Source organism: Candidatus Accumulibacter vicinus, assembly GCF_000584955.1.
In the GTDB taxonomy this organism is placed as follows: Bacteria; Pseudomonadota; Gammaproteobacteria; order Burkholderiales; family Rhodocyclaceae; genus Accumulibacter; species Accumulibacter vicinus.
Genome location: NZ_JDSS02000019.1, coordinates 163530 through 168038 on the forward strand (window position 1 = coordinate 163530; position 4509 = coordinate 168038).

General features: G+C 58.9%; 4 protein-coding genes and 1 pseudogene. All 5 read left to right on the plus strand.

Annotated features, from left to right (window positions below; all coding sequences use genetic code 11):
• The first annotated feature begins 500 nt into the window (after positions 1 to 500).
• On the plus strand, positions 501 to 1181 hold the full coding sequence (locus CAPSK01_RS07175) for an FkbM family methyltransferase (protein WP_273703327.1): 681 nt from the start codon (positions 501 to 503) through the stop codon (positions 1179 to 1181).
• Positions 1182 to 1191: 10 nt separating this feature from the next.
• Positions 1192 to 1378: pseudogene (locus CAPSK01_RS22145) on the plus strand (IS630 family transposase); the annotation flags it as partial.
• Between the two features lie 179 nt (positions 1379 to 1557).
• Complete coding sequence (locus tag CAPSK01_RS07180; protein ID WP_034924465.1) at positions 1558 to 2109, plus strand: DUF2889 domain-containing protein; 552 nt, start codon at positions 1558 to 1560, stop codon at positions 2107 to 2109.
• Between the two features lie 57 nt (positions 2110 to 2166).
• A complete protein-coding gene (sucC, locus tag CAPSK01_RS07185) occupies positions 2167 to 3327 on the plus strand; it encodes an ADP-forming succinate--CoA ligase subunit beta (RefSeq protein ID WP_034924468.1) in 1161 nt (386 codons plus the stop codon).
• Positions 3328 to 3336: 9 nt separating this feature from the next.
• On the plus strand, positions 3337 to 4230 hold the full coding sequence (sucD, locus tag CAPSK01_RS07190; protein ID WP_034924471.1) for a succinate--CoA ligase subunit alpha: 894 nt from the start codon (positions 3337 to 3339) through the stop codon (positions 4228 to 4230).
• The last annotated feature ends 279 nt before the right edge of the window (positions 4231 to 4509 follow it).

Consider the following 4509-nt stretch of genomic DNA (forward strand, 5'->3'; position numbering starts at 1 on the left):
CCAGCGCTTCCCCCACCCCTGACCCCGCCCCCCAGGGCGGGGAAGTCCTCGCCGCCGGACGGGCTCGGGGGCCGGCTGCGAAAATCCGCAACCAGCCCCAAGCCCTGGAGCGTATCCGCGTTGAGGGGGCACTCAAGGGTTCGCTTCGCCGGGCTGCGCCCGCCCTTGACCGCCATTTAACGAAAGCATGCCCGCCATTTCATCAAAAGCGTGACCGATTGAGGTAACATTCAACCCTATCCATGCAGCATCTCTCCACCGGTCACGTCCCGCGAAATACGCAGGTAGGTGGACATGTCGAACTCGGGCGGTTTCTCTTGAGTTCCGTGCTCAGTTTACGGTCTAACATTCTGGTAAGGGCTCATCAAGGGAGGCGATACGTGATTGAATTACTGCGGACAGTCAGGGACCGTGCTTCGAGGCAGTTGCTTCATGCCGCACGGCTCTTGGCGACCGATACTGGCTGGGGCCAGATCTGTGATGAACTGGGGGCACCAGGCATGCTTTCAGGGCTCCTGGCGTTACGCGCCCGCGGCGTATTGCTACGGTCCGTGATTGACGCCGGTGCGTGTATTGGCGATTGGACTCGGCTATTGCGAAGGGTTTTCCCGGACGTCGAGGTATTAATGGTCGAACCACAGCAGCGGCACATGGCTGCTCTGGAACGATTTTGCGGGCAGGAACAAGGGATAAGCTTCGCAAACTCCTTGCTCGGGCCGCCGGAATTGAAAGAGACGGCATTCGTCATCCTGGACGACGCTGCGGGGGGTACAGGTTCGTCGGTATTTCCGGAGAACTCCAACGTGCCGCGGCATGTCGTGACCTTGCCGGTCACGACCCTGGATGAACTGATCCACAGGCACTCGATGCAGCCACCCGATCTGATCAAGCTTGATGTCCAGGGATACGAACTGGAAGTGCTGAAAGGTGCGACGTCGGCGCTGGCCACTGCCGGCTTCGTGCTCATGGAAGTGAGTCTCTGGCCGTACAATCAAGGGAGTCCCTTACTGGCCGACGTAGTGGCCTGGATGGACGAGCATGGATTTCGTGCCTATGAGATCTTCGACATTTCTCGTCGTGGTGACGGTGTCCTGATACAGATCGATATCCTTTTCATTCGCAAGGACTCTGCGTTGGTCAGCAACGAAATGACCCTCTTTTCGGTTTCGGAAAAAGGTTGAGATTCACGTACCGCATCTGCTTCAAGCGCAGGAGGGCCAACGTGCCGTGTTCTTCGTAGCCGCGGCGCACACCTTGTCTTGGGAGCCTTCCTGTCGATGGTCTGGTGCCGCCTGGCCCGAGCTGGATCAGGGCGCCCTCGGGCCGGCAGCGCTTCAACGTACCGGGTGCGCTCGATGCCGTTACCCAAGAGGTCATACCGAGGGAACCTCAACGTCGGAATTTCCGACCGGCTGGTCAGTTCGATAGCGTGCCCGGCGTTCGGGCAGCCAGCACTCATAATTATGTATTTCGCCAAAAACGCCAAGGCGTTCTGGTGTAGAATTCCTTGCCAGCTACGAAGCCTTGCCATGCTCGCAAATCCCCCCAGGACCATCGATGCCGTTGCCCCCGCCTTCTGCCCAACGCACCCGCATGCACGCCCGCAGCGTTCAACTCGATGGTTACAAGCGTGACGATGATTGCTGGGACATCGAGGCGCGACTGGTCGATACCAAAGACCACGACTATCCGCTGTCGTCGGGTTTGCGGCAGCGCGGCGAAGCAGTGCACGACATGTGGGTGCGGGTGACCATCGACCATCAGATGAATGTTCTTGACGCAGTGGCCTGTACCGATGCGATGCCCTACGTGGGTTATTGTGACCGGATTACCCCGGATTACACGCAACTGATCGGTCTCAATCTCTTTCATGGTTTTCGCACGGCAGTCAAGAATCTGTTCCGTGGCACGCGCGGTTGCTCGCATCTCAGCGAGCTGTTGATGTTTCTGCCTACCGCGGCGCTGCAGACTTTTGCCAGTGACGTACTCGATAGCGACGATAGCGCACACAAGCCCTATCAGCTCGACCGTTGCCACGCGCTGGAATCGCATTCGGACGCAGTACGGCGCTATTACCCGCGCTGGTACCGTGGCCAGAAGCCCGGGTAGGACGTCCTGCCTGTGGTTCGTTACGTTTCGCAACCTTAACTCAAGCAAGGAAAGCGCATGAAAATTCACGAATATCAGGGCAAGGAACTCCTGAAGAAATTCGGCGTCGTGGTTCCGCGCGGGGTGTTCTGTCCGACCGTCGATGATGCGGTCAAGGCAGCTGAAACCCTGGGAGGCAAGGTCTGGGTGGTGAAGGCCCAGATCCATGCGGGTGGTCGTGGCAAGGGCGGTGGCGTCAAGGTGGCCAAGTCGCTGGACGAAGTTCGCGAGTATGCCAGCCAGATCCTCGGCATGCAGCTCGTCACGCACCAGACCGGTCCGGCAGGCCAGAAGGTTCGCCGGCTGCTGATCGAAGAGGGCGCCGACATCCGCAAGGAGTACTACGTTGCTGCGCTGACCGACCGGGCGTCACAGAAGGTCGTGATGATGGCCTCTTCGGAAGGCGGCATGAACATCGAGGAGGTCGCCCACGCTACGCCGGAGAAAATTCTCAAGGCTTTCATTGACCCGGAGGATGGGCTGAGCGACGCACAGGCGGCCGAACTGGCCACTGGCATCGGTGTCCCGGCCGAGTCTGTTGACCGCGCCATTGCGACGCTCAAGGGCCTCTACAATTGCTACATGCAGACCGACGCCTCGCTGGCAGAGATCAACCCGCTGATTCTCGAAGGCAACGGCAACATCAAGGCGATCGACGCCAAGTTCAACTTCGACTCCAACGCCCTCTACCGGCAGCCCGAGATCATGGCCTACCGGGACCTCGACGAGGAGGACCCCGACGAACTCGAGGCCTCCAAGTTCGACCTCTCATACATCTCGCTCGACGGCAACATCGGCTGCCTGGTCAATGGCGCTGGCCTGGCGATGGCGACCATGGACACCATCAAGCTTTTCGGTGCCGAACCGGCCAACTTCCTCGATGTCGGTGGCGGTGCGACCACCGAGAAAGTGACCGAAGCCTTCCAGATCATGCTCAGAAATCCCAAGGTCAAGGGAATTCTGGTGAACATCTTCGGCGGCATCATGCGCTGCGACACGATCGCCACCGGCGTCGTGGCAGCAGCCAGGGAAACGCATCTCTCGGTGCCACTGGTGGTCCGCATGAAGGGGACCAACGAGGACATCGGCAAACAGATTCTCGGTGATTCGGGTCTGCCGATCATCTCTGCGGATTCAATGGCTGATGCCGCCACCAAGATCGTTGCTGCGGTCAGTTAAGGAGCCACCATGTCGATTCTGATTAACAAAGATACCAAGATCATCACCCAGGGCATCACCGGCAAGACCGGACAATTCCATACCGAGAAGTGCCAGGAATACGCCAACGGCAAGAACTGTTTCGTCGCCGGGGTGAATCCCAAGAAAGCCGGCGAGAGTATTTTCGGAATTCCGATCTTTGGTTCGGTCAAGGACGCCGCTGCCCAGACCGGTGCCACCGTCTCGGTGGTCTACGTGCCGCCGCCAGGTGCTGCCGCAGCGATCTGGGAAGCGGTCGAAGCCGACCTCGATCTGGTCGTCTGTATCACCGAAGGCATCCCGGTACGCGACATGCTGGTGGTGCGCAACAAGATGCTCAGGAAGGAAGCCGCCGGCGGCAAGAAGACGCTGCTGCTCGGGCCGAACTGCCCTGGACTGATCACTCCGGATGAAGTCAAGATCGGCATCATGCCCGGTCACATTCATCGCAAGGGTCGCATCGGTGTGGTTTCACGTTCGGGTACACTGACCTACGAAGCGGTTGCACAGTTGACCGAAATCGGTCTTGGCCAGTCGTCTGCAGTCGGTACCGGGGGTGACCCGATCAACGGCCTCAAGCACATCGACATCATGCGCCTGTTCAACGACGATCCGGATACCGACGCGGTGATCATGATCGGTGAAATCGGTGGTCCTGATGAAGCCGACGCAGCCGTGTGGTGCAAAGCGAACATGAAGAAGCCGATCGTCGGGTTCATCGCCGGTGTGACCGCTCCGGCAGGCAAGCGCATGGGCCATGCAGGGGCGCTGATTTCGGGTGGTGCGGATACTGCCGATGCCAAGCTGGCAATCATGGAAGAGTGTGGTTTCAAGGTGACACGTGATCCTTCGGTGATGGGCAAGATGATCCAGTCGCTGATTTAGGGCGCCTGTGGTTGCTGCTGTGGTTGCCTGAATTCCTGGCAAAAAAGGGCAGACTCCGGTCTGCCTTTTTTGTTTGCCATTGATCTGTGACATTTGCCGTTAAAATCACCGCTCCGAGCTGCAAACTGTCAACTTGGGAAGATCGTGCTGATCGTTTGATTCCGAGGTGCCGAATTGGAGGCAACGATGCCACTGTTTCTGAGTGAAAAAGAGGTTGAAAAACTGCTGACCATGCCGCTGGCGCTCGCGGCAGTCGAGGCTGCGCACCGTGATCTCGCG

What these genes read in the sequence shown, in the direction of transcription:
- sucD (WP_034924471.1), top strand. Translation starts at nt 3,337, where the DNA reads ATGTCGATTCTGATTAACAAAGATACCAAGATCATCACCCAGGGCATC.
- sucC (WP_034924468.1), top strand. Translation starts at nt 2,167, where the DNA reads ATGAAAATTCACGAATATCAGGGCAAGGAACTCCTGAAGAAATTCGGC.
- CAPSK01_RS07180 (WP_034924465.1), top strand. Translation starts at nt 1,558, where the DNA reads ATGCCGTTGCCCCCGCCTTCTGCCCAACGCACCCGCATGCACGCCCGC.
- CAPSK01_RS07175 (WP_273703327.1), top strand. Translation starts at nt 501, where the DNA reads ATGCTTTCAGGGCTCCTGGCGTTACGCGCCCGCGGCGTATTGCTACGG.